The organism is Frankia sp. CcI49, assembly GCF_001983215.1.
GTDB lineage: Bacteria > Actinomycetota > Actinomycetes > Frankiales > Frankiaceae > Parafrankia > Parafrankia irregularis.
This window is the reverse complement of record NZ_MOWP01000004.1, coordinates 202,184-224,614: the sequence shown is the minus strand read 5'-3', so window position 1 is coordinate 224,614 and position 22,431 is coordinate 202,184. Positions and strand designations below refer to the sequence as shown.

The 22,431-nt window shown below is 72.5% G+C and carries 20 protein-coding genes; 7 read left to right on the top strand and 13 right to left on the bottom strand.

Going from position 1 to position 22,431, the window contains the following annotated elements; all coding sequences use genetic code 11:
• Window positions 1-37: 37 nt before the first annotated feature.
• From CcI49_RS01720 to CcI49_RS01675, 10 genes are all read right to left on the bottom strand, one after another.
• Window positions 38-760 carry a GntR family transcriptional regulator gene (locus CcI49_RS01720; protein WP_054564147.1) on the bottom strand — a complete coding sequence of 241 codons (723 nt, stop codon included), beginning with the start codon at window positions 758-760 and terminating at the stop codon, window positions 38-40.
• 169 nt (window positions 761-929) lie between these two features.
• Window positions 930-1,943, bottom strand: coding sequence for an LLM class flavin-dependent oxidoreductase (locus CcI49_RS01715; protein ID WP_083472936.1), 1,014 nt, complete (start codon window positions 1,941-1,943; stop codon window positions 930-932).
• Window positions 1,936-3,351, bottom strand: coding sequence for a M20/M25/M40 family metallo-hydrolase (locus tag CcI49_RS01710; protein WP_076823815.1), 1,416 nt, complete (start codon window positions 3,349-3,351; stop codon window positions 1,936-1,938). Before CcI49_RS01710 ends, CcI49_RS01715 begins: the two co-directional genes overlap by 8 nt.
• On the bottom strand, window positions 3,348-4,673 hold the full coding sequence (locus CcI49_RS01705; RefSeq protein ID WP_083749252.1) for a CoA transferase: 1,326 nt from the start codon (window positions 4,671-4,673) through the stop codon (window positions 3,348-3,350). The genes CcI49_RS01710 and CcI49_RS01705 overlap by 4 nt, the downstream gene beginning before the upstream one ends.
• Entirely contained in the window at window positions 4,667-6,289 is a 1,623-nt protein-coding gene (locus CcI49_RS01700; RefSeq protein WP_076823811.1) for a methylmalonyl-CoA mutase family protein, read from the bottom strand. The genes CcI49_RS01705 and CcI49_RS01700 overlap by 7 nt, the downstream gene beginning before the upstream one ends.
• On the bottom strand, window positions 6,286-6,780 hold the full coding sequence (locus tag CcI49_RS01695; RefSeq protein ID WP_241839857.1) for a cobalamin-dependent protein: 495 nt from the start codon (window positions 6,778-6,780) through the stop codon (window positions 6,286-6,288). Before CcI49_RS01695 ends, CcI49_RS01700 begins: the two co-directional genes overlap by 4 nt.
• Before the next feature lie 11 nt (window positions 6,781-6,791).
• Window positions 6,792-8,009 (bottom strand): M20/M25/M40 family metallo-hydrolase, encoded by a 1,218-nt coding sequence (locus CcI49_RS01690; RefSeq protein WP_076823808.1) that lies wholly within the window; start codon window positions 8,007-8,009, stop codon window positions 6,792-6,794.
• Window positions 8,010-8,198: 189 nt separating this feature from the next.
• Entirely contained in the window at window positions 8,199-9,218 is a 1,020-nt protein-coding gene (locus CcI49_RS01685; RefSeq protein WP_054564153.1) for an ABC transporter substrate-binding protein, read from the bottom strand.
• Window positions 9,215-9,991 (bottom strand): ABC transporter permease, encoded by a 777-nt coding sequence (locus CcI49_RS01680; protein WP_054564154.1) that lies wholly within the window; start codon window positions 9,989-9,991, stop codon window positions 9,215-9,217. The genes CcI49_RS01685 and CcI49_RS01680 overlap by 4 nt, the downstream gene beginning before the upstream one ends.
• Window position 9,992: 1 nt before the next feature.
• Window positions 9,993-10,778: an ABC transporter ATP-binding protein gene (locus CcI49_RS01675; protein ID WP_076823805.1), complete on the bottom strand. Its 786-nt coding sequence runs from the start codon at window positions 10,776-10,778 to the stop codon at window positions 9,993-9,995.
• A gap of 201 nt (window positions 10,779-10,979) precedes the next feature.
• Between CcI49_RS01675 and CcI49_RS01670 the strand changes: the two genes are divergently transcribed.
• From CcI49_RS01670 to CcI49_RS01655, 4 genes are all read left to right on the top strand, one after another.
• Window positions 10,980-12,473 carry an aldehyde dehydrogenase family protein gene (locus CcI49_RS01670; protein WP_076823803.1) on the top strand — a complete coding sequence of 498 codons (1,494 nt, stop codon included), beginning with the start codon at window positions 10,980-10,982 and terminating at the stop codon, window positions 12,471-12,473.
• Window positions 12,470-13,234: a thiaminase II gene (gene tenA / locus CcI49_RS01665; protein WP_076823801.1), complete on the top strand. Its 765-nt coding sequence runs from the start codon at window positions 12,470-12,472 to the stop codon at window positions 13,232-13,234. Before CcI49_RS01670 ends, tenA begins: the two co-directional genes overlap by 4 nt.
• Window positions 13,231-14,391 (top strand): aromatic ring-hydroxylating dioxygenase subunit alpha, encoded by a 1,161-nt coding sequence (locus tag CcI49_RS01660; protein ID WP_158230689.1) that lies wholly within the window; start codon window positions 13,231-13,233, stop codon window positions 14,389-14,391. Before tenA ends, CcI49_RS01660 begins: the two co-directional genes overlap by 4 nt.
• Before the next feature lie 148 nt (window positions 14,392-14,539).
• Entirely contained in the window at window positions 14,540-15,058 is a 519-nt protein-coding gene (locus CcI49_RS01655; RefSeq protein WP_054564159.1) for an SRPBCC family protein, read from the top strand.
• A gap of 56 nt (window positions 15,059-15,114) precedes the next feature.
• Here CcI49_RS01655 and CcI49_RS01650 read toward each other — a convergent pair whose 3' ends face one another.
• The gene (locus CcI49_RS01650; RefSeq protein WP_076824202.1) at window positions 15,115-16,152 is read right to left on the bottom strand and encodes a cold-shock protein; all 1,038 of its coding nucleotides are present in this window, start codon (window positions 16,150-16,152) and stop codon (window positions 15,115-15,117) included.
• Between the two features lie 256 nt (window positions 16,153-16,408).
• Here CcI49_RS01650 and CcI49_RS01645 point away from each other — a divergent pair, with 256 nt between their 5' ends.
• The gene (locus CcI49_RS01645) at window positions 16,409-18,112 is read left to right on the top strand and encodes a serine/threonine-protein kinase (protein ID WP_076823798.1); all 1,704 of its coding nucleotides are present in this window, start codon (window positions 16,409-16,411) and stop codon (window positions 18,110-18,112) included.
• A gap of 53 nt (window positions 18,113-18,165) precedes the next feature.
• Here the strand turns inward: CcI49_RS01645 and CcI49_RS44045 are convergent, their stop codons facing one another.
• Window positions 18,166-18,294, bottom strand: a complete 129-nt coding sequence (locus CcI49_RS44045; RefSeq protein WP_255354669.1) for a hypothetical protein — start codon at window positions 18,292-18,294, stop codon at window positions 18,166-18,168.
• A 354-nt stretch (window positions 18,295-18,648) separates the two neighbouring features.
• Here CcI49_RS44045 and CcI49_RS01640 point away from each other — a divergent pair, with 354 nt between their 5' ends.
• Entirely contained in the window at window positions 18,649-19,311 is a 663-nt protein-coding gene (locus CcI49_RS01640) for a hypothetical protein (RefSeq protein WP_054564161.1), read from the top strand.
• A gap of 83 nt (window positions 19,312-19,394) precedes the next feature.
• On the top strand, window positions 19,395-21,779 hold the full coding sequence (locus tag CcI49_RS01635) for a type I restriction-modification system subunit M/S (protein WP_241839856.1): 2,385 nt from the start codon (window positions 19,395-19,397) through the stop codon (window positions 21,777-21,779).
• Here CcI49_RS01635 and CcI49_RS01630 read toward each other — a convergent pair.
• Window positions 21,717-22,424 (bottom strand): SDR family oxidoreductase, encoded by a 708-nt coding sequence (locus CcI49_RS01630; protein WP_076823796.1) that lies wholly within the window; start codon window positions 22,422-22,424, stop codon window positions 21,717-21,719. The genes CcI49_RS01635 and CcI49_RS01630 overlap by 63 nt on opposite strands.
• Between the last annotated feature and the right edge of the window lie 7 nt (window positions 22,425-22,431).

Sequence of the window (22,431 nt, the reverse complement as noted above, 5' to 3'; positions counted from 1 at the left end):
GACCACCTGCTCCCTGCGTCGTGGAATCGATCAGCTGTCACGTGCCGGTTCGCGGGGCCGCCCGCGCGGTCCGCACGCCCGGGTCATCCGGGTCGAAGGCGGCGAGCTGGTCGGCCATCACGCTGGTGACGTGCTCGCGCATGAGGCGCTCGGCGTCTCCCGGGTCACGGCGCACGATCGCCTCGTGGATCGCGCTGTGCTGGCGGACGGAGACCTCCAGCCGCCCGGGGATCGCCACGGTGAGGTTGCCGATCCGAACCAGATGATCACCAAGGTTCTCGATCATCTCGCGGATCCGCCGGTTGCGGGTCTGCCCGTAGATGACCCGGTCGAACGCCTCGAGCAGTTCGGGCAGCCCGTCCAGCTCGCCCGCCGCCCAGGCCCGCTCACTGCCGCGGACCACCTTGGTCAGCTCGGCGAGGTCGGCGGCGCTGATGTGCACCGCGGCCTCCCGCGCGCAGGCGCCCTCCAGCAGCTCCCGCAGCTCGTAGATCTCCTTGAGGTCGTCCCGGTCGTAGCCGCAGACCACGGCGCCCTTGTAGGGCACGATCTCGACGAGCCGCTCCCGCTGCAGCCGCACCAGCGCCTCGCGCAGCGGGGTCTTGCTCACCCCGAGCCGGCCGGCGAGCTCCGCCTCCCGCATCGGGTAGCCCGGCGGCAGCCGCAGGTCGACGATCTCCTGCTTCAGGCGCAGGTAGACGACGTCCTTGAGCTGCCGGTGCGGGGTCTCGTCGGCCGGCTGGGCCGAACGCTCAGCCATGACGCTCGCCTGCCCGGCGGCGCGGCCGCGGGCACGCCGCCCGTTCCCTCTCTGACCTGGACAAAGACTTTCCTTCCACGACCGCACGATGACGTGTGCGGTGACCGACCCGTACGACATCGGTCATGATGCCGTCACCGTCCTGGTACGCCGGTTTCGCTCGTCGTCATCAATGCGCCAGCGCCTCCGCCCGGACGCCGAAGGCCGTGTCGAACGCCTGCCGGAACCGGGCGACGGTGCCCATCCGGTCGGTGCCGAGCGGGAAGACGTTGACCGAGTCGACGCCGGCCGCGGCCAGCTCGCGCAGCTGAGCGACGGTCCGTTCCTGATTGCCGGACAGCGCCATCCGCCGGACGAACTCGTCCGGCAGCAGCTCGGCCGCCGCGGCGGCCTCCTGGAACTCCCCGCCCGTGTAGCGCCGGCGGACCTCGTCGATCAGCGCCCGGTCCAGCCCGGCGAGCTCGCAGTACACCGGCGCCGTCTGCGGGAACCACGCGGCGATACTGCGGGCGGCGGCGAGCGCCGCCTGCTCGTCCTCGTCGATCCGGCCGTAGGCGAACACGGCCACCTGCGGACGCGCCGAGCGGCCCGCCGCCTCGACGCCGCGGTCGATGTGCTCCAGCGCGAACCGGATCCCGTCGGTGTGCAGGCCGGCGAGCAGGATCACCCCGTCGGCCACCCGGCCGGCGAGCTCCAGGGTCTTCGGCCCGCTGGCAGAGATGAACACCGGGATGTCGGACCGGGCCCCGAACCGCAGATGGGCGTCGTGCAGCTCGAACCCCGCCGAGGTCTGGTCGACGTCCCCGCCGCGCAGCAGGGCGCGGATCGCGACGATCGAGTCCTCCAGGACGGCGAGCTTCGCGGGGCGCATACCGAACGCCTCCAGCGGCCGGTCGCCGGCGCCGATGCCCAGGATGAAGCGCCCCTGCGCGATCTCGTCGACGGTCGCCGCCGCCACCGCGGTGATCCCCGGATGCCGGGTCAGCGGGTTCGTCACAGCCGTGCCGAGCAGCAGCCGGCTGCTCGCCCGCGCGGCCAGGGTGAGGTAGGCGTACGGGTTGCGGCTGTGCAGCGAGGAGTCCGTCAGCCACAGGTGATCGAACCCGGAGCGCTCGACCTCGGCGACGTACGACTCGAAGACGGCAGGGGTGTCGACTCCCTGCAGCACCACTCCGCTACGCATCCCACTTGCTCCTGTCGGTCCGCGCGGCCCTCGCCGCGATGTCAGCCAGAGCGGCGGCTCGCGCCGCGGTGTCAGTCATGACGGCGGCCTGCGCCGCGGTGTCAGTCATGACGGCGGCCTGCGCCGCGGTGTCAGCCATGACGGCGGCCTGCGCCGCGGTGTCAGCCAGCGTGGCGAGGCCGTCCGCCACCTGTGCCAGGTCGATCCATTCGTCGATCGTGTGCTCGCGCTCGCCGTGGGTGATCCCGATGGTGATCGCCGGGATGCCGGCGGCGTAGGCGGCGTTCGCGTCGGTGCTGGCGGCATGTGTCCGGGCCGCCAGCCCGCGGCGGGCCAGCGCGGCGAAGGCGGTCGCGGCCAGCGGGTGTTCGGCCGGGATCCCGCCGGCCGGCCGGCGGCCGATCTCGCTGGCCTCGGCGGCCAGCTCCGCGCCCTGTTCCTCGATGACCAGCTCCTCGATGACCAGCCGGGCCTCCCGTTCCAGCCAGGCGAGCCCGGCGGCGGTGTCGGCGCGCAGGTCGACCTCGAAACGGCAGCTGGCCGCCCGGATGTTGATCGCCTCCCCGCCGGAGATCCGCCCGACGTTCACCGCGGTCCGCCCAGCCACGCCGGCGCCTTCGGCGGCCTGCGGCGCGGCCAGGGCGGCGAGCCGGGAAACCATTCCCGCCGCCGCGTGTACGGCGCTCGGTGTCGCGGACCGCTCCCACGCGTGTCCGCCCGGTCCGGTCACCGTCACCGCGAACCGGACCGAGCCGACTCCGGTCACGGTCACCCGGCCCAGATAGTTGCCCTCGACGGCGATCACCGCTCCGACCGGCACCGGCGGATCCGCGAGCGCCGCGGTGATGCCGGCCAGGTTGCCGACGCCCTCCTCCCCCACGGTCGCGAGCACCCACACCGGGCGGGCCTGCCCGGCGCCCACCAGCTCCGCTTCGAGCAGCCGGGGCAGCTCGGCGAGCGCGGCGACGGCGATCGTGTCGTCACCGACACCGGGGCCGACCAGCCGCCCGTCGTGGCGGCGGGCACCGTGCTCGACGTCCGGGCCGAACACCGTGTCCAGGTGGGCGGCGACCAGCACCGCCGGGCCCACGCCGCGGCGGGCCAGCCCCCACACGTTGCCGGTCGGGTCGATGCGCACCTCGGCGAGGCCGTCCGCCCGCCACCAGCCGGCGACGAGCGCCGCCCGCGCGGCCTCGCCGAACGGCGGGGCCGGCAGCAGGCACAGCCGCTCCGTCCGCACGATCACCCGCTCGGCCGCGCCGGCCAGCGGGCCGGGCGCACCCGCCGGCAGCCCGGGCGCACCGGCCAGCCCCTCGCGCACACCAGCCGGCTGTTCCGTCGTGTCGCCCCCGCCCCCGCCCCCGCACCCGGGCCCGAACGCGGCGGCTCCGCGGCCAGGGGCGCTCACTCGCCACCCCCGGCAACGCTGGTCGTCCCGGCCGGGATCGAGGCGTCGAGGATCGTGCCGGCGACGTGCAGCTCGTCGATCTCGGGGTCGCTCAGCCCCGCCTCGCGCAGCACCGCGCGGGTGTGCTGGCCGAGGTCAGGCGCGCCGGAGGGGAAGGGCAACGGCCCGGGGGCCCGCACCGGCACCGTCACCGCCCGGTAAGGCGAGCCGTCGCCGGCACCGACCGTCGCCACCGCGCCGATCGCCGCCGCCTGCGCCGAGGTCAGTGCCTCACCGACGTCGCGGACCAGGCCGGCCGGTACCCCGGCGGCCTCCAGCCGCGCCACCCAGGCGGGCGCGTCATCCGCGGCGAGCGCCTGCTCGATGCGGGCGGTGAGGGCGTCCCGGTTGCGGACCCGGTCGGCGTTGGTGGCGAACGCCGGATCGTCGACGGCCTCGGGTATGCCGATCGTCGAGCACAGCCGCCGCCACAGCCCCTCGTTGCCCGCACCGGCGAGGACCAGCTCGCCGGTGCGGGCGCGGAACGCGCCGTAGGGCGCGAAGGCCGGCGAGTGGGTGCCCAGCCGGGAGGGGATCTCGCCCGCCGCGAAGAACGCCGAGGCCGGGGTGGTCAGCCCCGCGAGCGCGAACTCCAGCAGGGACGAGGAGACATGCCCCCCGCGGCCGGTTCCGGCCCGGCGCAGCAGGCCGGCCAGAATCCCGGTGACGCAGCAGATGCCGGCGCCGACGTCGAGCAGCGGCGCGCCGACCTTCACCGGTCCAGACCCGGCTGTCCCGGTGACGCTCATCAGGCCGGCCTCGGCCTGCAGGATCAGGTCGAAGCCACCGCGGGCGGCGTCCGGGCCGGTCTGCCCGTAGCCGGACACCGATCCGTAGACGATCCGCGGGTGCCGGGCGAGCACCGCCGCGGCGTCCAGGCCGTACCGGGCGAGCGCGCCCGGCCGGGCGTTCTCGACGACGACGTCCGCGCCGGCGAGCAGCCGTTCCAGCGCCGCCTGCCCGGACGGCGCGCGCAGGTCGAGGGCGAGGCTGCGCTTGCCGTTGTTCAGGGATAGGAACAGCGCGGAGCGGTCGGCCACGGTGGCGGTCGCCTGGGCCCGGTAGGAGTCGCCACCGTCCGGTGGCTCGATCTTGACGACGTCCGCGCCGAGCGCGGCGAGCATCATCGTGGTGTAGGCGCCGGAGACGAACCGGGTGAGGTCGACGACCCGAACCCCGGCGAGCGGCGGCACACCGCCGCCTGGCACACCGCCGCCCGGCACACCGCCGTCCAGGAGACCGCCGCCCGGCGGAGCGCCGCCCGGAACACCGCCGTTCACCATGGCGCCGGCTCCCGGTACTCGCCGAACTCGGCCCGCATCAGGGCGTTGATCTCGCCGATCGTCGCGCCGGCCCGGGCGCAGTCCAGCAGCGCGGGCATCACGTTCGCGTCCGAGCTCAGCACCTTCGCCAGGTCCGCCAGGGCCGCCGCCGCGGCGGCGCCGTCGCGGGTCCGCAGATGTTCGCGCAGCCGGTGGCGGGCGCGTTCCTGGGCGGACGGGTCCGGCTCGAACAGCCGCGGATCGGCGTCGGTGTCCGCGTCGTCGGTGTACCGGTTCACGCCGACCTTGACCCGGGTGCCGTCCACCAGCTCGCGTTCGGTGCGGTAGGCGGTCTTCGCGACCCAGCGCTGCGGGATGCCCTCGGCCAGCATCGCCACCATGCCGCCGCCGGCGTCGATCCGCTCGATCAGGGCGAAGGCGCGCTGTTCGAGCTCGTCCGTGAGCGACTCGACGTAGTAGGAGCCGGCGAGCGGGTCGACGGTACGGGTCACCCCGGACTCGTGCGCGACGATCTGCTGGGTGCGCAGGGCCAGGCGCACCGACTCCTCGCTGGGGATCTCCAGCGCCTCGTCCCAGCCCATCACGTGCACGGACTGGGCACCGCCGAGCACCGCCGCCAGGCAGGAGATCGTCGAGCGGACCACGTTGTTCAGCGGCTGCTGGGCGGTGAGGACCGTGCCGGAGCAGCCGGAGAAGAAGCGCATCCGGGCCGACTCCGGCCGGGTCGCGCCGAACCGTTCGGTGGCGATCCGGTGCCACATCCGCCGCGCCGCCCGGACCTTCGCCACCTCCTCGAACAGGTCGAGGGTGGCCGAGAAGTGGAAGGACAGGCGGCCGGCGAAGCGGTCGAACGGCAGGCCGCGGCGGGTGATCTCCTCGGCGTAGGCGATCGCGGAGGCGAGCGCCAGGCCCAGCTCCTGCACCGCGTCGCTGCCGGCCTCCCGGACGTGGTACCCGGTGATGGAGACCGGGTTGAACCGGGGCAGGTGCTCGGCGGCGAAGGCGACGACGTCACCGACGAGCCGCAGCGACGCCGCCGGCGGATAGATGTAGGTCTTGCGGGCGAGGAACTCCTTGAGCAGGTCGTTCTGCGTCGTGCCGGCGACCCGGTCGAACGGCACGCCCTGGCGTTCCGCCGCGGCCAGGAAGAACGCGAGGATCACCGGGGCGGTCGCGTTGATCGTGTGGTTCACCGAGAGCTCGCCCAGCGGCAGCCCGTCGAACAGCCGCACCATGTCCTCGGCGGTGTCGATGGCGACCCCGACCCGGCCCACCTCGGCCTCGGCCATCGGGTCCGTCGAGTCGTAGCCGAGCTGGGTGGGCAGGTCGAAGGCGACCGACAGCGCGGTCTGGCCCTGGGAGAGCAGGTAGCGGTAGCGGGCGTTGGCGTCCTCGGCCGACCCGAATCCGGCGTACTGACGCATCGTCCACAGCTTTTCCCGGTACATCGTCGGGTACGGGCCGCGGGTGTACGGCTCGCCGCCGGGCGGACCGAGCCGGTCGGGCAGGCCGGGGGCGAGATCGTCCTCCTCGTAGACCAGGTGGACGGGAATGCCGGAGTCGGTGCTGGCGGGTGGCACGCCCGGGTGCTCGAGAGCAGGCCTCGGCCCGGTCATCCGGCCACCGCCCCGACCGGTGCGGCCGATGCCGCGGGCAGGGCGGGTGCGGCGGGTATGGCGGATGTTGCCGGTGCGGCGGCGAGCCCGAGGATCGTCGCCACGACGTCCGGCAGCGGCGTGCCCACGCCGTGCACCGCCGCAACGCCCAGCTCGCGCAGGGTCGCCGCGTCCGTCGCGCCGATGGTGCCGCCGACCGTCACGGGGATGTCGGTGAGCCCGGCGGCGTCCCGCTCGGCGAGCAGCGCCCTGGTCAGCGCGAGGTGCGCGCCGGAGAGCACCGAGATGCCGATGACGTCCACGTCCTCGTCCCGCGCCGCGGCGACGATCTCGGTGACGGAGCGGCGCAGCCCCAGGTAGATCACCTCGGCGCCGGCGTCGCGCAGCGCCATGCCGATCACCTTGATGCCCCGGTCGTGGCCGTCGAGGCCGGGCTTGGCGAGCAGCACCCGCGCCGGCCGCCCGCCGGGCACCGCCCCGGCCGCACTCACGCCGGCTGCACTCACGCCGACCCCGACGCGAGCGCGAGGGCGACGAAGGTCGCGTAGGTCCGGGTCGCCTCGACGAGGTCGTCCACGCTCAGGTGCTCGTCGGGGCAGTACACCGGCTCGCCGCCCGGCCCGAAGATGACGGTGGGGACCTTGTGGCCGAAGCTCGCGGTGTCACCGAGCCAGCCGGCGGCGGACAGCTTCGGTGTCACCCCGCCGCGCACGCCGCCGAGCGCGCTGCTCATCAGCGTCACCACCTCGTCGTCCGGGCCGGCCAGGTAGCCGTTCTTGACGTCGGCGAGCACCACGTCGGCGGCGAAGCGCGGCTCGCGGGCGAGGGCCCGGGCCAGGCAGCGGTCGATCTCGGCACGGACCTCCTCGACGCTGACGCCCGGCTGCGGGCGGCAGTCGACCCGGATCACGCACTCGTCCGGGATGGCCGACGGGCCGCCGGGGGGCAGCCCGCCGTAGATCCGCCCGGGTGCCATGTAGGTCTCCGGGCCGAACAGGTTGGCGACCCAGTCCTCGATCGACGGGATGAGCCGGGAGGCGTCCAGCTCCAGCACGGCGTGCGCGGCGAGCATGTTCGCGTTGACGGCGAGCGGCTTGTGGCAGGTGTGCGCGGTCCGGCCGCGGGTCGTGATGTCGAAGTAGTACCGGCCTCGGTGGCCGAGGAAGATCTCGTTGTCGGACAGCTCGCCGAGCACGCACAGGTCGGCGGCGTACTCGTCGAAGTAGGCGATCGAGCCGAGCTGGTCGCCCATGTGGTCGGAGACGGCGGCCATCGCGACCGTGCCGCTGACCGGCAGCCCGCTGGCCCGCACCGCTGCGATCGCGACGATCTGGCAGACCAGCGCCGCCTTCATGTCCATGATCCCGTGCCCGTAGACGTTGCCGTCGAGGAGCTCGCCGGAGAACGGGCTGGTCACCGTCCAGCCGTGGGCGACGGGCTTGGTGTCCAGGTGGCCGGTGAGCACCACCCGCCGGCCCGGGCCGAAGTACACCTCGCCGACCGCGTTCGGCCGGTCCGGCAGCACCGTCTGCAGGTCGACCGCCGCGAAGTCGAGCTCCTTCATGGTCTGCGCGAGGAACCGGGCCAGCTCCCCCTCCTCGCCGAGCACGCTGGGAATGCGGCAGACCTGCTGGACGAGCTCGACGAGCTCGTCGGTGCGGATCTGCGCGGCGACCTTCTCCGCGAGGGCTGTTGCCGACGTTCCGGCGGGCGTGCTCATGGGGGTGGATCTCCTTCGATCGCGGGCGGACGAGGGTCACCGGCCGAGACTGGGCGGGATGGTCTGAGGTGGTCCGAGGCGGCGTGGCGGTTAGGCCGGCGTGGCCTGGGTCTGGTCGGCGCGGCCTGGGTTGGCGCGGGTCGAGGTCGGACGGGCCGGCCCGGTCGAGGGGCCGGCCCGTCCGCCGTCTCAGCTGCCCGAGCCGGCCGGCAGGTAGTCGTTGGTGACGACGTCGGACGCGGTGACGGCCTTCTCGATGAGCCCCTCGGACTTCATCCAGTCGGCGAACGCCTGCCAGTCGGAGACGTCCTGCTGGCCGAATCCCTTGTCGTTCTTCAGCAGCGGCACGGTGGCGTCGATCATCTTCGGCACCTGCGCCTCGTCATAGCCGTCGGCCTCGGCGGCGATGATCTTCGATGCGCTGGCCGGATCGGCGATCACGTCGGCGTTGCCCCTGGCGAGCCCCGCCAGGAAGTCGCGGATGAGCTTCTGGTAGGCCGGGTCCGACTTCAGCCGGCTGGCCTGCGCGATGATGACCAGTTCGTCGTAGTCCGGCACGCCCGCGTCGGTGACCGGGATGATCGTGGGGTTCAGGCCCTGGTCGGTCATCATGACGCCCTCGATGTTGCGGTAGGCGCCGAGCGTCGCGTCGACGTTGCCGGCGACCATCGCCGCCATCAGGTCCTGGCCGATGTTGACGGACTTCACCGACGCCGGGTCGATGTTGTTCTTCGCGAGGATCGTCTTCAGGAACGCGTCGTTGGTCTGCAGGCCGGGCGTGCCGATGGTGTGCCCGGCCAGGTCGGCGACGGACTTGACGTCCGAGTCCCCGTTCGCCATGACCGACAGCAGCGCCGTCGGGATCAGCGCGCCGACGGCCACGACGTCCAGGCCCTGCGAGCCGGAGATGATCGTCTCGGGCTCGTAGGAGATGCCGATGTCGATCTTCCCGGTGCTGACCAGCTTCGTCGGGTCCGAGGGGTCGGACGGCGGCTGGAAGGTCACGTCGAGGCCCGCGTCCTCGAAGTAGCCCGCCTCCTTGGCCGTGTACAGCGCGACGTGGTCGGGGTTCGGGTCCCAGTCGAGCAGGACCGTCGTCTTGCGCAGTGCCTCGCCGTCGGAGGAGCTGTCATCGCTCCCGCAGGCGACGAGCGGGAGGGTGACGGCGAGCAGAGCCGCCACACCGCCGGTCAAACGCTTGGCTCTCATCTGTTCTTGCCTTCCTTGGCCCACGGGACCAGGACGTTTTCCAGGAGGGAGACGAGGACGAACAGGGCCACCGACATCGCGGTGAGCAGGGCGATCGCGGCGAAGACGAGGGCGCTCTGCAGCTGCGGGACGGCCTGGCGCATCACGTGGCCGAGCCCGTCCGTGGAGCCGGAGTACTCGCCGAACACCGCGGCTGTCGCCGCGTAGGCCGCGGACAGCCGCAGGCCGGTGAACATCGAGGGGAGCGCCGACGGGAACTCGACCCGCAGGAAGATCGACCAGCGGTTGCCGTACAGGGTGCGCATCATCCGGGTGAGCTGCGGGTCGACGGCCGCCAGCCCGTCCAGCGTGCCGACGACGATCGGGAAGAAGCACAGCAGCGCGACCAGGATGAGCTTCGGAGTGATCGAGTAGCCGAAGATGATCGCGAGAATCGGGGCGATCACCACGACCGGGATGGTCTGCGACCCGATCAGCAGCGGGTAGATCGCGCGGCGGGCGATCGCCGAGAAGTGCAGCGCGCAGGCGATCAGCAGCCCGGCGGCCACCGCGATGGCGAAGCCGACGACGACCTCCTTGAGCGTCACCCAGGTCGCGCTGGACAGGGTGCGGTCCCAGCGGTCGATCAGCGTCGTGATCACCTCGTCCGGCGCCGGCAGGATGTACTCCTCGACCCCGAAGACGGAGGTGGCCAGCTTCCACCCGCCGAGCACGGCGAGAACGATCAAGCCAGCCGGGCCGTACTGGCGCAGCGACTCCTTGAGGCGGGTCACGTCAGCCCTCCAGGTGGGCCAGCAGGGCGTCCCGCAGCCGGACGAACTCCGGCGTCGCGAGCAGCTCACGGCGGGAACCGGCGGGCGGCAGCTCGACCGGCAGCCGCGCGGCGACCCGGCCCGGGCGGCTGGACATCACCACCACCTCGTGGCTGAGCAGCAGCGCCTCCTCCACGTCGTGGGTGACCAGGACGACGGTGCGCGGCTCGGCGTCGAGGGTGTCGCGCAGCCAGTCCTGCACCCCGGCCCGGGTGATCGAGTCCAGCGCGCCGAACGGCTCGTCGAGCAGCAGCACGTCCTTGTCCGCGACGAGGGTGCGCAGGAAGGACACCCGCTGGCGCATGCCGCCGGACAGCTCGTAGGGCCGGCGGTCCTCGAAGCCGGCCAGCCCGAAGCGGGCGAACAGCGGCCGAACCCGCTCCCGTGCCTCGCGCCGGGAGACGCCCCGGTTCTCCAGCGAGACGCAGGCGTTCGCGAGCACCGTGCGCCAGGGCAGGAGCAGATCCCGCTGCGGCATCCAGGCACACCGGGCGAGCCGGGCGGCCGGCGCGGTGTCACCGAGTACCTCGACGACGCCGGAGTCCGGGTTCTCCAGCCCGCTGACCATGCTCAGGACGGTCGACTTGCCGCAGCCGCTGGGGCCCACGATGCCCAGCCGGGTGTGCCGCGGCACGGCCAGGTCAAGCCCCGCCACCGCGACGACGTCGCCGTAGCGACGGGTGACGCCGGACAGCCGGATGCCGTCGCCATGGACGGCCGCAGCCGTCTCACTGTGCCCCTGGGCCATGCCGCACCTCCTCCCGTGGCGATGAGATCTGAGATCTGACCTCAAAGGAACGACCAGATAGAACCCGCTTCACGCGTTACGGGTCAAGGTTCACAGATGTCGGCGCTGTAACGTTTTTGCTGGTCAGATGCATAATTGACCGCTTCTCGGCCACCTGGTTACCCTCCCTGAGATCTGATATCTCATCGTCGGGAGCCGCCCGTGAAGGCCGATCTGCTCGCATCCGTGCGCACCTTCGTCGCCACCGAGCACCAGCTCTTTGTCGGCGGCGAGGCACGCCCGGCACACGGCGGCGCCCGGTTCGACGTCCAGGACCCGGCCAGCGGTGCGGTGCTGACGACGGCGGCGCGCGCCGGCGCCGCGGACGTCGACGACGCGGTCGCCGCCGCCCGGGCCGCCCTGCCCGGCTGGCGGCGGCTGCCCGCCGGCGAGCGCGGCCGCCTGCTGTGGGAGCTCGGCAACCGGATCGAGGCCCTCGCCGCGGAGTTCCTCCAGCTGGAGGCCCTCGACAACGGGAAGCCGACCGGCGAGGCGGCGGCCGTGGACGTGCCCCTGACGGCGAACGGCTTCCGCTACTTCGGCGGGCTCGCGACGAAGATCGAGGGCGTCACCATTCCGACGTACGGCGGCCTGCCGGTGCACGTCAGCACCCGCCGGGAGCCCGTCGGCGTCGTCGCGGCGATCATCCCGTGGAACTTCCCCCTGCTGAACTGCGCCTACAAGCTGGCGCCCGCACTCGCCGCCGGCAACACCGTCGTGCTCAAGCCGGCCGAGCAGACCCCGCTCTCCGCGCTGCGGCTGGCCCAGCTCGCCGCCGAGGTCGGCTTTCCCCCCGGTGTCCTCAACGTGCTGACCGGCTTCGGGCCGGAGGCCGGAGCCTCGCTGGCCGCCCACCCGGACGTCGACAAGATCACCTTCACCGGGGAGAACGCGACCGGCCGCAGCATCCTGGCGGCGTCCGGCGGGACGATGAAACGGGTGTCGCTGGAGCTCGGCGGCAAGTCACCGAGCCTCGTCTTCGCCGACGCCGACCTCGACGCCGCGGTCGAGGGCACCTTCGGCGCCGTCTACTTCAACCAGGGGCAGTGCTGCGTCGCCGGGGCGCGGATCTTCGTCCAGCGCCCCGTGTACGACGCGTTCGTCGAGGCGCTCGCGGCCCGCGTCCACCAGGTCCGGCTCGGTTCCGGGCTCGACCCGGCGACGACCATGGGCCCACTGGTCAGCGCGTCGCAGCGGGACCGTGTGCTCGGCCTGGTCCGGGCCGGCCTCGCCGCCGGGGCGAAGCCGGTCGTCGGCGGGGCCACCGACCCGGCCGAGGTCGACGGCAGCCCGGGCGGCTACTTCGTCGAACCGACCCTGTTCGTCGACGCGCCGCCGGACAGCGACATCATGCGCCGGGAGATCTTCGGGCCCGTCGGCATGGTCACCCCCTTCGACACCGAGCAGGAGGCGGTGGCGCTGGCCAACGACACGGAGTTCGGGCTGGCCGCCGGGGTGTGGACGCGCGACGTCGGCCGCGCCCACCGGGTGAGCGACGACATCCGGGCCGGCGTGGTGTGGGTGAACATCTACGGCTGGTTCGACGTCGCCGTGCCGTTCGGCGGGTTCCGGGCCAGCGGCTACGGCAAGGAACACGGGATCGAGGCACTCGACGCCTACCTGCAGACCAAGGCCGTCTGGATGGGCCTGTCTTGACCGGCTCACCACGGCTGCGGGACGAGCCGGACCTGCGAAACGAGCCGGACCTGCGGGACCAGCCGGGCCTGCGGGACCAGCCGGGCCTGCCGCTCGCCGAGTTCCTGCGCGGGCGGGCCGGCGCGGTGTGGGCGACGCTGCTCGATCATCCGTTCCCCGCCGAGATGGCCGCCGGCACGCTCCCGCCGGCGAAGTTCCGCTTCTACCTCGACCAGAACCTGCTCTACCTGCCGGAGTACGCCCGGGTGCTGGCCGCGGGCGCGACCGTCGCCCGGGACGACGCCGAGCTGCGTCGTTTCAGCTCGGCGCTGGTGAACATCACCGACACCGAGATCCCGCAGAACGAGCGGCTGCGCGCCGCGATCGCCCGGCTGGGCGCCGGCCCGTCAGCCCACCACGACGTGCTGGCGCCGGCCGCGCAGGCGTACGTCGCGTACCTGGCGATGGTCGCGGCCCGCTTCGGCCCGGCGGAGATCTTCGCCGCGATCCTCCCCTGTGCCTGGTCCTACGGCCAGATCGGGCGCCGGCTGAGCCCGTCGGCGGTCGACCATCCGGTCTACGCCGACTGGATCCGCTTCTGGTCCACCGACGAGGCCACCGCCTACGAGGCCGAACTGCTCGCGCACGCGAACACGTTGGACGACCGGCCCGATCGGCCCGACCGGGAGCGCCTGGCGACGATCTTCCTGACCGCGGCCCGGTTCGAGCGCGCCTTCTGGGACATGGCCTACCACGCCGAGCACTGGGCGGACCTGGCGTGACGATCCTCAGCCCCACTCCGGCCGGCACCCCCACTCCGGCCGGCGGCGCGGCCCCAACCGGCGGCGCCGTCCTGAGCGGCGGTCTCCCCGAGGTGGCGGACGGGCGCGACCCGGACGCGGGCCTGCTGACCACCGCGCAGCGCGAGGAGTACGACGCGGCGTGGCTGGCCGCGGCCCGGCGCAGCTGGCATCCGGTGGCCCGTGGGCAGGACGTCCCGGTGGGCCGGCCGGTCCCGGTCACCCTGCTCGGCTCCGAGCTGGTGCTGTGGCGCCGGGCGGACGGGCAGCTCGGCCTGCTGGCGGGGAGCTGCATACACCGCGGAACCCGGCTCGCCGACGGCACGGTCACCGCCGCCGGCGACCTGCGCTGCCCCTACCACGGCTGGGAGTTCCGGGCGGACGGCTCCTGCGTGCTGGTCCCCCAGCTCGGCTCCGACCCGGTTCCGGCCCGGATCCGCCAGCCCGCGGCCCAGGTCGACGAGCACGCCGGCCTGGTCTGGGCCTGCCTGGCCCCGCCCGGCGAGGAGGCGACCGCGCGGCCGAACCTGCCGGAGGCGGACCTCCACGGCTTCCGCCGGCACATCGGCGCACCGATCCGCTGGCGGGCGCAGGCCAGCCGGCACATCGAGAACTTCTGCGACATCGCGCACTTCTCGATCCTGCACACGTCGTCGTTCGGCAACCCCGACGTGCTCGGGGTGGACCGCTACGGCGTGCGGCGCACCGAGACCGGCCAGCTGCTGCTGCGCTACGACTACCCGGGGCGCGACTACCTGGCCGGCACCGCCGGCCAGGTCGGGCCCGAGATGCTGATCACCCTGGACTACGAGGTCCAGCTGCCGTTCACGGTCACCCTGCGGGAGATCAACGGCCCGGGCACCCTGGTGTTCACCGCGCTGTGTCCGGTCGACGCCACCAGCTGCGTCGTGTTCTGGCTGTCGGCCCGCACGGACGGGGTGGAGCTGGACGGGCCGCGGGTGGAGCGGGCCGAGAGCGAGATCCTGGAGGAGGACCGGCTGATCGTGGAGTGCCAGCGCCCGGCCCGGATGCCACTTGCCCGCGGCGGCGAGGCGCACCTGCGGTTCGACCGCTTCTCCGTCGCCTACCGCGAGTCGCTCGCCGCGCTCGGCTACCCCGATCTGCCGCCGACCCGCTGAGCACACCCGCACCGCCACCACCGGGGCCGCGGATGAACGGCGGGGCCGACTCACCCGAGAGAAGAAGGCAGGAAGCTATCGTTCCGCGGTGGGCGGTCCGACGCCCATGACCTGAACCCGCGCGGAAAAGGGACTTTGGGGAGACCGCATGAGCCTTATCCCGACCGGCCGTGTCACCGGGGAGGGCGATCGCTGCCGCCTCGTCCTCACCCGCACGTTCCAGACACCGGTGCGGGAGGTGTGGGCCGCGGTCACCGAGGACGCGCGGCTGGCCCGCTGGATCGGCACGTTCACCGGCGATCCGGCGTCGGGCGAGGTGACCTTCCAGATGACGGCCGAGGACGGAGCACCGGCCCAGCAGGTCGAGATCCGTGAATGCACACCCCCACATGCCCTGCGCGTGGGCATCCACGCCGGATCGGAGCGCTGGCTGCTCGACCTCGAGCTCGCCGAGGCTGACGGCGTCACCACGCTGACCTTCTCCCAGCCGGGGCTCGACCCCGCCGCCGCGGAGAACGTCGGGCCCGGCTGGGAGTACTACCTGGACCGGCTGGTGGCCGCGGAGACCGGCGGCGAACCGGCCGCCGTCGACTTCGAGCGCGACTACTACCCGGCGATGCGGGACCACTACCAGCGGCAGGCCTCAGCGCTGAGCCCTCAGGCCTGAGTAGTGCCGGAGCTGAGGGCCTGCCGGAGCTGAGGGCCTGCCAGAAGAACGCCGGGTCAGCCGCCGGCGGGCAGGTCCGCGCAGGAGGACTCGTCCGGCAGCAGCGGACGGAACGTGAGGCTCCACGTCCTGCCCTCGGACGTCCACGGCGTGTTGGCGTCCGCCGTGCGCGCCGCCGCCAGCACCTTCGTCGCGTCGCCGCCGCTGGACGTCACGCAGTTCAGGACGAGGCCTGCACCGTACGGCTCACCGGGCAACGGCGGGCCGGGCCAGGTACGTGCCTCCCGGCTCAGCGCACCTCCGCCGCCGCACAGGCCGGGCGGGTCGCCGACGGGCATGCTGCCGGCGGGCGCGCTGCCGCTGGGCGCGCCGTCGCTGGGCGCGCCGTCGCTGGGCGCGCCGTCGCTGGGCGCGCTGCCGTCCGATGACGGCGCCGGGCAACTCGCGGCCCACGGCTCGGCGAACGCGGCGATGGCGGTGGGGGTGTACTCCTCCGGTTCGCTGACCGCGCCCGCGCCCAGGGTGGCGGGCAGGTCGGTGAGCTCGGTGTACAGGCGCTGGGCGGCCTTGCGCGCGGACTGCTGGGCCGCGGTCAGCCCGGTACCGTCCGCCTCGGTCAACGCCGCCACCTCCATCGTGCGCACACCACCCGCGGTCCGGACGGTGAACCGGGTCGACGGGGCATCCGCGATCGGCGGCTGGCCGAAGTCCGGTTCGGTGCCGACACCGGCCGCGACCGCGTGGTCGACGAGCTTCTGGACATCCGCGGCCGAGATCCGCCGCAGCTGGAGGTTCGGCAACGCCGGGCCGGGCCACACCGCGGCCACCGGGCCTTCGGTGAGCACCCGGCCGTCGTGGTAGATCGCGACCAGCGGTAGCCGGGTGGCCAGCATCTCCGCTGTCACGAAACCGCCGATCCAGTCCACCCGCACCGCCACGGCGTCCGCGTCGAGGCCGGTGGTGGCACCGGTGCCGAGGCTGTCGCGGGCCGGGCCGTCGGCGGTGGCTCCGGTGCAGGCCGCGCTCGCCAGTGCGGTCGCCAGCGCCAGGGGTAGGACGGCCGCCATCAGACGTCCGCCGCGGAGCATTGTCATCGCCATGGCCCTTAGACGGCGCGGTCCCCGATCTGGTTCACCGTCACCGCGGCCCGTTCGGGGGCACTTCGCTGACGCCACCGACTCCCCGCCGTCATCCGTACCTGCCGGCCTATGATCGGCGGGCATTCCATTTGCCTGTCAGTATCTTTCGGCGCAATCGTCTCGAGACGCGGCAACTCCAGCCGCGACGCCACTGCCGACCTGACGGTCGGGCCCGAGCAGGCCACCGCGGACGAAAGGCGGGCGACACCGCATGAAGCCCCTCGGCCCCGACGACCCGCATACCGCGGGTGCCTACCGACTCGTCGGCGTTCTCGGGGCCGGCGGGATGGGCCGGGTGTACCTGGGCCGCAGCCCGGGCGGGCGCAACGTGGCCATCAAGGTGATCCGCCCGGAGTTCGCGGACCATCCGGAGTTCCGCGCCCGGTTCCGGCGTGAGGTCGAGGCCGCCCGGCGGGTCGGCGGCCGGTGGACCGCGCAGGTGATCGACGCGGACGCGGACGCCGAGCGGCCCTACCTCGTCACGGTGTACGTCCCGGGCCCGTCGTTGCTGGATGCCGTTCACCGGTACGGCCCACTGCCCGCCCCGACCGTGACGGCTCTGGGTGTCGGCCTCGCCGAGGCGCTGATCAGCGTGCATGCCGCGGGGGTGGTGCACCGCGATCTCAAGCCCTCGAACGTGCTGCTCACCGTCGACGGCCCGACGGTGATCGATTTCGGGATCGCCCGCGCGGTGGACTCGACCATTCTCACCCAGTCCGGCTCGATGATCGGCTCGCCGGCCTTCATCTCGCCCGAGCAGATCACCGGCGGAAACATCGGGCCTGCCAGCGACGTGTTCGCGCTCGGCGCCGTGCTGGTCTTCGCCGCGACGGGCAGCGGGCCGTTCGCGGGCACCGGGACACCTGCCGTGCTGTACGGGATTCTCAACGGCGAGCCGCGGCTGGACGGCGTACCGGCCGAGCTCCGCGCAACTGTCGAGGCCTGCCTGCACAAGGCCCCGGCCCTGCGCCCGCGGCCCGCCGAGATCAGGCGGGCCCTCCTGCCTGACGACCGTGCCGGTGGCGCGCTCTGGGCCGCCTGGCTGCCGCCGGAGCTGGTCACCGGTCTGATCCGGCAGGCGGTCGACGTCCTCGACCTCGAAGGTTCCGGCGGCCGGCCCGAGGTCGTCCGCTCCGATGAGACGGTGTTCCACGACGTCCCGTCGCGCAGCGCTGTCACCCATGCCCCGTCGCACGGCACCGTCACCCACACCCCGCCGTACAGCACCGCGGCAGCGGAGATCCCTGGCCTGACACCGCCGCCGGGGCGGGCCGGTCGGGACGGCCAGCGGCGCCTGCTGGCCGCCATCGCCGCCGTGGCCACCATGTGCCTGGTGATCATCGTGACAGCCGTCGTGCTGATCGGCTCCCGTGACTCCGGAGACGACGCGGAGATCGCCGACCAGGCCGGCACCAGGTCGCCCGCACCCCTCTCCGCGAGCGCAGGCCCCGGGGGCCGCGGGACGGTAGCGGACGGATCGGACCCCGCCGCGTCCCCGGTACGTCCCGGCCCGCTGCCCGCCGGCTACGCCGGGACCTGGGAGGGGCGGGTCACCTCACATCTGGGCGTCACCCAACAGGTGGTGATCACCCTCCGGGCCGGCTCTGCCGGCGAGGTCGTCGGGCGTTCCGAGTTCACCCTCGACGGGCTCGGGGGCCTGGTCAGCGTTGGCTCGGAATCGGTGAAGTGCGTCGGCGACCTGGAACTCGTCGGCCTCTCCGACGGCGCGGCCGTCCCGGGAGTCGTGCTGCGCGATGTCCCGGGCTCCGACCGGAATCCGACCCTGCTGGGCCTGCAGGTGTGCACGAGCGGCGGAACGAGCCGGCTGGCGCTGACCGGCGACGACGAGCTGGCCTTCCAGTCCGACGATGACGATGGCGGGCGACCTGCCGGCACGCTACGCCGCCGCCGCTGACCGACGGCGCCGGACTCCGGCCGCGGCCGCCCTGAGTTGGCCTGGCATCAGGCCTACCTGAGCTGGCCGCCGTCGATGACGTATCCGCTGCCGGTGATGAAGCTCGCGGCGGGCACGGCGAGGAAAGTGACGCTCGGCGACGTCGTGCGCGGTTCCGGCTGACGGACCGGCATCACCCTCATCAGTTAACAGTTTAGGCGCGCACTCCAGTGCGCTTGACCGCTGCGTCGCGACACACGTACGCTTCCCCCCGGACGGGTATCCACGAACAGGTGATGTGACACAGCTACTCGCGTCCCGGCCCGGATGCCCTGCGGCGGTCGGGCGCCAGCGCACCCGCGACGTGCTCCCGTACTCGAGCGTGGGCGGCCAGAAGTAGGTCGGAGCCGCACCCGCCCACAGCTGGCGGGGGATCCGGGAAATCTCTCAAAAAATGGCCGTGCCCCGGGCGGCATGCATGCAGAGGCGTGCCCGGGGCGTACGCCCATAACTGTACGCCACCCACGATGCCGCCGCACCCACCTCGGGGGACTTCCATGAGCGCCGAACCGCCCGTCTGGATCCGTGATCTTCTGTCCCCACCGCGCCTTACGCCCTATCTGCGCGCGGTCGACGGATCGGCCGAGGCGGGAATCCGTCTCTACTGGTGGAATTCGGCCGTCTCGGCCGCCTTCTACGGACCTTTGCACTGCCTCGAGATCGGCCTGCGCAACGCGCTGCACGACACGCTCCGTCGGCGCTACGCCCGTCCCGACTGGTGGACCCTCACCCAGCTCAAACCGCATGGTGCCCGCAAGGTGAAGGAAGCGTGCGAGAAGCTCGCAGGGTCGGCCGGCAGTCAGTTCGGCCCGGACGACGTGGTCGCCACTCTCACCTTCGGCTTCTGGGTCGCCCTGCTCAGCCGAGGATACGACCGGACGCTCTGGGTCCCCACCCTGCATCGTGCGTTCCCGCATTACCGGGGGTCGCGCCGCGAGCTGCACGACAGCCTCGAGGCCATGCTCCTGCTCCGCAACAGAGTGATGCACTACGAGCCGATCCACCATCGCGATCTCGCCGCCGATCGGGCGAAGATCTATCGTCTGCTGGGGTACCTGTCGCCGGAGGCAGCACGGGAGATCGAACCTCTCGATCGCATTCCGGAGCTACTGTCCCGCCGAGAGGGGATCCACAGCAACGCCTACCTGCCAAGGTTCTGAACCACGGTGGATGGAGCCTGCGGTCTCGTTCTGCCCGACCGGTCCGTCGATCACGGCACTGCCGCTGGCGAGGTGAGGAACGTATGACGGGCCCTGCCTGGGTGTCGGCCACCGAGATCGCTCGGGGCGCCGGAGTGAAACCGGCCGCGGTCAGCAACTGGCGAAGGCGACACGTGGGCTTTCCCGCGGCCGAGCAGCGGGACGGCCGCGAGGTCTTCCAGGCGGCGGAGGTTGCCTCCTGGCTTGACGGCCGTGCGGTCGCCGCCCCGGACCGCCGCGCCGATGAGGCGCCGGGCGCCACCTACGGCGACCGCTTCCGGCTGGCCGTGGACGTCCCCGAACCAGAGCCCGGACCGCCGAAGTCCGCCGATGTCCCCACAGGAACCGGTGGCCGGCTGTGGTGGGCACTCGCCGACGCCTACCGAGGCAGGCTCCTGGTAAGCGACGGCCAGCTGCCCCTCACGGGCCTCGCATTCGCTCTGCTCCACCTCCGGTTCCAGGAGGAGCAGCGATGGAAGGATCTCAGGGCTGCGGCTGGGCGGGGGCTGCCGCACGAGGTGCGAGAGCTCGTCTGGCATGCACAGGCGGCGGGCGATGGACCGGACCTGTCGCCTCTGCTCGAGAGCTCGTCCGACGTCCACCGACTCACACCAGCGATCGAGATCCTGGAGCGCCTCGAACCGGTGTCCGGTAACAGCCGCGGCAGTATTCCGACGCAGGCCGGGCCGATCGCCGACGAACTGCTGGCGCACGCGACGACGGCTGGCGGTCGGCGGTCGGGCCTTCTCACGACCCCCCGCTCCGTCGTTCGGATGGCGGTCCGCCTCACGAACCCCGGCGGCGGCGAGCGGATCCATGACCCGTTCTGCCGCGCGGGTGAGTTCCTCACCGCCGCCGCCGACCATGTCAGATCGCGAAACCCGAACACCTCGGGTCTGATCGCCAGTGGTCATGCGGGTGATTCCTCGATCGCGGGGATCGCCAGAATGAACCTGCTCCTGCATGATCTCGCCCCGCAGAATCTGCGGGCCGGCCGTGCAGGTTGGCCCGACCAAAAGCCGGATGAGATGTTCGACCTGGTCCTGGTCAACCCGCCGTTCAATGTCTCACACTGGCAGGACACCGCCTTCCTGAATTTTCACTGGCCCTACGGCGAACCTCCGAACCACAACGCGAACTACGCCTGGCTGCAGTTCGCGTTGACCTCCCTGGCCAAGGATGGTCGGGCCGCGGTCGTGATGCCCGCGGGGGCCGGTTCATCAGCCAACCCTCGGGAAAGCTTCATCCGGGCCTCCATGGTCCGCGCTGGTGCCGTCGACGCGGTGGTCTCACTGCCACCCCAGCTCTTCCCCCACACGTCGATTCCGGTGACACTCTGGATACTGCGCCGTCCAGACCACGACCGTGACGACGTGCTGTTCATCGACGCCCACCGTGCTGGGACGCCGGTCGACCGGAATCGCCTCGAACTACGTGACGAGGACATCGACCGCATCGTGGCGGCCTATCAGGATCGGTCAGTGTTGTCGTCGGGGACGGTGATCTCGCATCCGGTGGCCAGGCGGCGGATCAGCGAGGACGACTACGCGCTCAGTCCGGGCCGCTACCTGTCCTTCGCCTCCCCGTCCGCCGCCCTCGCCCCTGGCGACCCTGCCTACGCTCGGGCCTCGATCGAGGATCTCCGTCACGACCTGCGCGGGCTGCGTCGGCAGGCGGCTGAGGCCCAGGAGCGGGCGGAACTCCAACTGGGTTCGGTAGGCGACCTTCTGGACGCGGCTGCCACCAGCTGGAAACGGCTACCTCTGGGTGACGTGTGCGACGTGCTCGTGGGTTTCTCCGGCGCGATCAGAACGGACCACAACGGGCCTTCCGGAACAGCGGTCGTCAAGCCCAGGAATCTCGTGGAGAACCGGATCTCGCCGGAGATGATCGACCATGTCGCACCCGGCCTGGCAGAGAAACTCACGCGGTACCGACTCAGGCCGGGTGACATCGTGTGCGTGCGAACCGGCCAGCTCGGCCGACAGGCCCTGGTGACCGAGGAGCAGAGCGGTTGGCTGATCGGCACATCCTGCCTGCGCCTGCGCCCAGACGAATCCGTGGATCCCAGCTACCTGCTCTATTATCTGGCCCTTCCCCAGACCCACGAATGGCTGCTCGCCCATTCGACCGGTTCGGCGGTCAGGCTGGTCACCGCGGCGACCATACGCCGACTTCCGCTCCTGCTTCCGGTCCGTGGTCAGCAGGAGCAGATCGGCGCTGCGGTGAGTGCTTTGGATGACCTTGCGGCACTCCACGACCGGATCCGCCGGGCTGGTACCGGGCTCCGCGACGCGCTTCTCCCGCTGGTTTTTCGCGATCCGGGACGAGGGGATCCGATTGCGGCGGAGCGGTCGGCAGCAGACCTACAGCAGCTGGCCGCCGTCGACGGCGTATTCGCTGCCGGTGATGAAGCTCGCGGCCGGTGAGGCGAGGAAGGCGACGACCTCGGCCACGTCCTGCGCGGTTCCGGCGCGGCCGAGTGGCAGTTCCTTCCCCAGCCGGTCGGCCGTGGACGGATCGAGCATCGGGGTCGCGATCGGGCCCGGCACCACCGCGTTCACCCGGATTCGATCCCGGCTGAGTTCCTTGGCCGCCGCCTGGGTGAACCCGCGGAGCGCGAACTTGGAGGACGAGTAGGCGCTGTGGTTCGCGAACCCGCGGACGGCGGCGACGGAAAGGGTGTTGACGACCGCGGCGTCGTGGTTCTTCGCCGCGGCGCGCAGGGCCGGCAGTGCGACCTGCACTCCGAGAAAGGCGCCAAGGCAGTTGATCTCCCACAGCGCGCGCATGCCGTCGGCGGTCTCCTCCGGGATCGAACCACTCCGGAGCACTCCCGCGTTGTTGACCAGGACATGCAGGGCGCCGAAACGTTCGACGGCGATCTCGACCACCCTCCCCCAGTCGTTCTCGCTGCGGACGTCCCCCTGGCAGTCCACGACCAGCGGGTCGTTGCTCTCCGGGGTGGTCAGGTCCATGGCGACCACGGCGTAGTCCTGTGCGCGCAGGCGGCGGACGACCGCGGCTCCCTGCCCTCTCGCGCCACCCGTGACAATGGCGACCCGGTGGGTCATGTTCTTT

What these genes read in the sequence shown, in the direction of transcription:
- CcI49_RS01720 (WP_054564147.1), bottom strand. Translation starts at nt 760, where the DNA reads ATGGCTGAGCGTTCGGCCCAGCCGGCCGACGAGACCCCGCACCGGCAG.
- CcI49_RS01715 (WP_083472936.1), bottom strand. Translation starts at nt 1,943, where the DNA reads ATGCGTAGCGGAGTGGTGCTGCAGGGAGTCGACACCCCTGCCGTCTTC.
- CcI49_RS01705 (WP_083749252.1), bottom strand. Translation starts at nt 4,673, where the DNA reads ATGGTGAACGGCGGTGTTCCGGGCGGCGCTCCGCCGGGCGGCGGTCTC.
- CcI49_RS01700 (WP_076823811.1), bottom strand. Translation starts at nt 6,289, where the DNA reads ATGACCGGGCCGAGGCCTGCTCTCGAGCACCCGGGCGTGCCACCCGCC.
- CcI49_RS01690 (WP_076823808.1), bottom strand. Translation starts at nt 8,009, where the DNA reads ATGAGCACGCCCGCCGGAACGTCGGCAACAGCCCTCGCGGAGAAGGTC.
- CcI49_RS01685 (WP_054564153.1), bottom strand. Translation starts at nt 9,218, where the DNA reads ATGAGAGCCAAGCGTTTGACCGGCGGTGTGGCGGCTCTGCTCGCCGTC.
- CcI49_RS01675 (WP_076823805.1), bottom strand. Translation starts at nt 10,778, where the DNA reads ATGGCCCAGGGGCACAGTGAGACGGCTGCGGCCGTCCATGGCGACGGC.
- CcI49_RS01655 (WP_054564159.1), top strand. Translation starts at nt 14,540, where the DNA reads ATGAGCCTTATCCCGACCGGCCGTGTCACCGGGGAGGGCGATCGCTGC.
- CcI49_RS01650 (WP_076824202.1), bottom strand. Translation starts at nt 16,152, where the DNA reads ATGACAATGCTCCGCGGCGGACGTCTGATGGCGGCCGTCCTACCCCTG.
- CcI49_RS01645 (WP_076823798.1), top strand. Translation starts at nt 16,409, where the DNA reads ATGAAGCCCCTCGGCCCCGACGACCCGCATACCGCGGGTGCCTACCGA.
- CcI49_RS44045 (WP_255354669.1), bottom strand. Translation starts at nt 18,294, where the DNA reads ATGAGGGTGATGCCGGTCCGTCAGCCGGAACCGCGCACGACGTCGCCG.
- CcI49_RS01640 (WP_054564161.1), top strand. Translation starts at nt 18,649, where the DNA reads ATGAGCGCCGAACCGCCCGTCTGGATCCGTGATCTTCTGTCCCCACCG.
- CcI49_RS01635 (WP_241839856.1), top strand. Translation starts at nt 19,395, where the DNA reads ATGACGGGCCCTGCCTGGGTGTCGGCCACCGAGATCGCTCGGGGCGCC.
- CcI49_RS01630 (WP_076823796.1), bottom strand. Translation starts at nt 22,424, where the DNA reads ATGACCCACCGGGTCGCCATTGTCACGGGTGGCGCGAGAGGGCAGGGA.